Raw genomic sequence first — 4,793 nt, 5'->3', positions numbered from 1 at the left:
ACACCCTGACTTCATCGCCGTATTTCTCGCCGAATAAGGCCATTGCCCCTGCTTTAACAGCATCTTCTTTCGCCATGACGGTTGCGGAAACGGGATTGTTCAGCCGTATTTGTTCATTCACTATGCGCTCAAGTCCGCTAATTTGACCGTCGGTAACCGGCTCAAAATGGGAAAAATCGAAACGCAGGCGTTCGGCATTCACTAGCGAACCTTTTTGCGTAACATGCTCACCCAGGACTTGCCTGAGTGCTGCATGTAATAAATGGGTTGCCGAATGGTTAAGTTCGGTAGCTTTTCTGGTTGTTACATTGACTTGAGCGACACAAGGCTGGCCTTTGGCAACAGTTCCTGAAACTAACCTGCCTTTATGCAAAAACAGGTTGACGCCTTGTTTTTGGGTATCGATGACCTCAAAGACCGCACTATCAGCAACAATCCGTCCGCTATCTCCAACTTGCCCACCGGATTCGGCGTAAAAAGGTGTTTTGTCCAATACCACCAAACCTTCCTGACCAGCGTTGAGGCTATCAACCTCCTGGCCTTGTTGGTACAGTGCGACGATATGGGCCTGGTCGTCTAGCTGCCCGTAACCCGTAAATTCAGTTTGGCCTACCAGCTTGATTTCCTGGCTGTAATCCGCACCAAAGCTGCTGGCGGAACGCGCCCGCTCACGTTGTGCCGACATAGCTTTCTCGAAACCATTTAGGTCAACCGGAATCTCGCGTTCGCGACAAATATCGGCAGTTAAATCAACCGGGAAACCATAGGTATCGTAAAGCTTAAATATAGTTTCGCCATCGAGAGGTAAATCTCGATTAGTAAAAAAACGAATATCTAATGATGTAACGATTCCATGCTGATCGAGAAATTGCTCCATTTTATTCTGAATATCCTCAGATACTTGTTCAGGCAATACAACGCAAATTAATCCTTGTCTATTTGAGTCGGTTATTACACGCTGTTGAAGTGCCGGAATTAAGCTTCTTAATGAACTAAAAGCAGTTTTCTCATCATTAAAACTCGTAATTTCAACCGTCGTTGTTTCGTCTCCATTACGGATGAGCGCATTATACCTTCCACCCAAAGCAGGCATTATGCCTCTGGCACTAACACTCCCACCTATGTCAGGGGTAACTCTCGCTAAAACTCGCTGCTCAATGCTTGAGTTGTAATCTAAGATATTCATGCCCTGACCTAAAGTTTCCGCGAAGCGTTCTTCCTCTTTTTTAAGGACGCGCTCAACTTGGGCTTGTGCACTTTTCAGTTCAGGATAAGCCGTCCCCATTTCCTCAGCCAAAGGCACAACCAGCTTATAAAAAAAGACCTCCTGAATACCTAAACGATAACCATGCCGGATCGCCCGACGAATGATACGGCGCAGCACATAACCGCGGCCTTCATTGGAAGGCATTACGCCATCGGCAACCAGAAACGCGCAAGAACGGATATGGTCGGCAATGACCCGTAAGGAACTTTGATCGAGATTAGCCGTACCCGCCAACTCGGCGGCGGCTTTCAGCAGCTTTTGGAATAAATCTATTTCATAGTTGCTATGGACACCTTGCAAAACCGCCGCAATCCGTTCCAGCCCCATGCCCGTATCGACAGAAGGCTTGGGCAACGGCGTTAATGTACCGTCAGCAGAACGGTCATACTGCATGAACACCAGGTTCCAGATTTCGATATATCTATCACCATCTTCATCGGGCGTTCCGGGTGGGCCTCCGGTAATGTGTTCGCCGTGGTCGTAGAAAATTTCCGTGCAAGGCCCACAGGGCCCAGTGTCGCCCATCGACCAAAAATTATCTTTGGCGCCGATTTTTGAAAGCCGTGTAGGATCAACCCCAATATCTTCCAGCCATATTTTTTTCGCTTCTTTGTCTTCTTCAAAAACCGTTACCCACAGTCTTTCAGCGGGAATGCCCAGTTCCTTAGTCAAAAAATCCCAAGCGAAATGGATAGCATCCACTTTGAAATAATCGCCAAAGCTGAAATTGCCCAGCATCTCAAAAAAAGTATGGTGCCTTGCCGTATAACCGACATTTTCCAGGTCGTTATGTTTGCCGCCTGCACGTACGCAACGTTGGCTGGTCGCCGCCCGAACAAAGTCGCGTTGCTCCCTGCCTAAAAACATGTCCTTAAATTGCACCATGCCGGCATTGGTGAACAGCAAGGTTGGGTCGCTGCCCGGAACCAGGGAACTCGAAGGCTGGACTGAATGCCCACGTTGGCGAAAAAACTCCAGGAAAGCCGAACGCAATTCAGCACTAGTCATTATTTTCATATCACAGGTAAAACTTAGGTTGATTTTGTGGTTGTTTGCTTGAATAGGTCATGGATCATGGCGCTGGAAAATCCGCGTTGCTGTAAAAACCGGATATGGTTGGCGCGTTCACTGCTATCCATTGCAACCGTCCCAGGATATTTTTTGGTGTAGACCTGCCCCAAAAGATTCATCCAATTATCGGTCGTCGCCCTTATAATTTTATCAACCGTGTCGGGGGTGATCCCTAGTTGTTTAAGCTCATAAGCAATGTGGATGGGGCCGAACCCTTTTTGGCTACGGACTCTGGCATAGCTTTCTGCATACCTTAAATCGTCTTGCCAACTTTGACGGGTCAGTTCATCGATAACCGCCAAGACTTGGTTACGGTCATAACCCATAATAGCCAATTTGTCCTGTATTTCTTTTCGGCTGTGATCCCTTCGGGTCAGCAACCGCAAACACTCTTTCTTAATTTGTTTAATGTCCTGATGGGCTTCCACAACATCAATATCATCAGGATTGTGCAGGGCATCCTTATTCTTCATCAACGATGGAGGGTTCAATATAAGGAACGGTGCGGCTAAAAGCCTCTGCCCTTATTTTGGCTTCAATTTCCTTGGCTTTTTCCGGATGCTCTTTCAAGTAAACTTTCGCATTGTCTTTGCCTTGGCCTATTTTCTCATTACCGTAGCTGTACCAGGAACCCGCTTTCTGGATAAAACCGTAGTTAACGCCGAGATCGACCAGCTCACCCAAAAATGAAATGCCTTCGCCATATAAAATCTCGAATTCGGCCTGGCGGAATGGCGGCGCAACCTTGTTTTTCACCACTTTAACCCGGGTTTCATTGCCAATGATTTCCTCGCCTTTTTTTACCGAACCTATGCGCCGAATATCCAGACGTACTGAGGCATAAAACTTAAGCGCATTGCCGCCCGTTGTGGTTTCCGGGTTGCCAAACATGACCCCAATTTTCATGCGGATCTGGTTGATAAAAATAACCAGGGTATTGGAACGCTTGATATTTCCGGTGAGTTTCCTTAACGCCTGGGACATGAGCCTTGCTTGTAGGCCCATGTGGGAATCGCCCATATCGCCTTCGATTTCCGCTTTCGGCGTTAACGCGGCGACCGAATCTATCACGACTACATCCACTGCTCCCGAACGCACCAGCATATCGGTGATTTCCAGCGCTTGCTCGCCTGTGTCCGGCTGTGAAACCAACAAATCATCGACGTTCACGCCTATTTTCTCAGCATAGCCGGGATCCAGGGCGTGTTCGGCATCAACGAAAGCCGCAGTCCCTCCCAGTTTCTGCACTTCCGCGACAACTTGCAGCGTCAGCGTGGTTTTACCGGAAGATTCCGGGCCGTATATTTCAACCACCCGTCCACGCGGAAGGCCTCCGCAACCCAGCGCTATGTCCAAGCCCAGAGAACCCGTGGACACCACGTCGATATCACGGGACGCGGCAACATCGCCCATACGCATGACAGAGCCTTTGCCAAACTGCCTTTCTATCTGCATCAGTGCAGCGCCTAACGCCTTTTTTTTGTTCTCATCCATTATTAATGTCCTTTAAGTTGCATGTAAGCAAAGAAATACCCGCCAACTAAGAGCGCTGAACAAATCGTTTTTGACCATGGTTCGACCATTCGACAAGCTCACGACTCACCACGAACGGAATCAATAAGATACCGTTCTTCCTGAGCCGGTCGAAGGATTAAATCAGCGATTCCCTAATCAATTATTATCACATAGAGACATGGGTTCGGATAGTGCTGATTTATACTCTCAATCAATAAGCAAAAACTCCTTGAAATGCCTCTGCAAATAGGCATTGTTATTTTGTATAGAGATTCATTTTTATGTATTTGAAAATTCTGACCTAAAAATTAAAAGCCTATACTGAATTAACAATGCCGTCTTGAAACCCAACAGACGTTATATCAATCCGAGAGTAACACTAGAGAAGCTAATCCTTTGAGCAATCTGGTTGCGCTGTACAAAGCATTGGGCGGCGGATGGTATCAATAATTCGTTTTATGTTTATCCTCAAGCAGTAATCGTCCCAATGATGGATTAGTAAGCATTCCTAAAGCCGTATGGCTCGCAATGTTTTATATCTTTTAGGATGTCCAAATATTAGTTAGCTATTTTGTAGTTGATTAAGGTTTAACACCCAACCCAACGCGCGCACATATCACTTGGGCCTAGGCATCAAATTCAATCTGAGTGTCACACAGGATTGCAATACCTCAATTAGTTCGTGTGTAGAACCCAAAAATCTCCCACAGTTCTCCCATTACATCCCGCTAATTTTGTTCGATACTATGCACGATGTTGTGAAAGCGGATTCATGGCGAAATGAATTCTGCTACAAAAAACAGGTAATACAACTTAATTACTCATGTTACGCGCTTAAGCGTCTGTAGCTCATCAAAAGCCAACCGAACCGCTTTCAGATACAACTTAGCCCGCAAGGCAAAATGGTTGAGCTTGTGTTTAATTGAAAGGCATTCCAAGC

Annotated in this window: 3 protein-coding genes; all 3 read right to left on the bottom strand. The window is 46.7% G+C overall.

The features are described 5' to 3' along the window. Positions 1–2,275: alanine--tRNA ligase (alaS, locus tag ACLQ6D_RS14135; protein WP_411727957.1), on the bottom strand; the 2,275-nt coding region annotated here is incomplete at its 3' end. Between the two features lie 23 nt (positions 2,276–2,298). Continuing rightward, complete coding sequence (locus ACLQ6D_RS14130) at positions 2,299–2,811, bottom strand: regulatory protein RecX (protein WP_411727956.1); 513 nt, start codon at positions 2,809–2,811, stop codon at positions 2,299–2,301. Further along, positions 2,801–3,832, bottom strand: coding sequence for a recombinase RecA (gene recA, locus ACLQ6D_RS14125; RefSeq protein ID WP_411727955.1), 1,032 nt, complete (start codon positions 3,830–3,832; stop codon positions 2,801–2,803). Before recA ends, ACLQ6D_RS14130 begins: the two co-directional genes overlap by 11 nt. Between the last annotated feature and the right edge of the window lie 961 nt (positions 3,833–4,793).

Origin of the sequence: Methyloglobulus sp. (assembly GCF_046714055.1) — a bacterium.
GTDB lineage: Bacteria > Pseudomonadota > Gammaproteobacteria > Methylococcales > Methylomonadaceae > Methyloglobulus.
This window is presented reverse-complemented; position numbering and strand designations above follow the sequence as displayed.

Coding starts and splice junctions, on each gene's coding strand:
- ACLQ6D_RS14130 (WP_411727956.1), bottom strand. CDS start 2,811: ATGAAGAATAAGGATGCCCTGCACAATCCTGATGATATTGATGTTGTG.
- recA (WP_411727955.1), bottom strand. CDS start 3,832: ATGGATGAGAACAAAAAAAAGGCGTTAGGCGCTGCACTGATGCAGATA.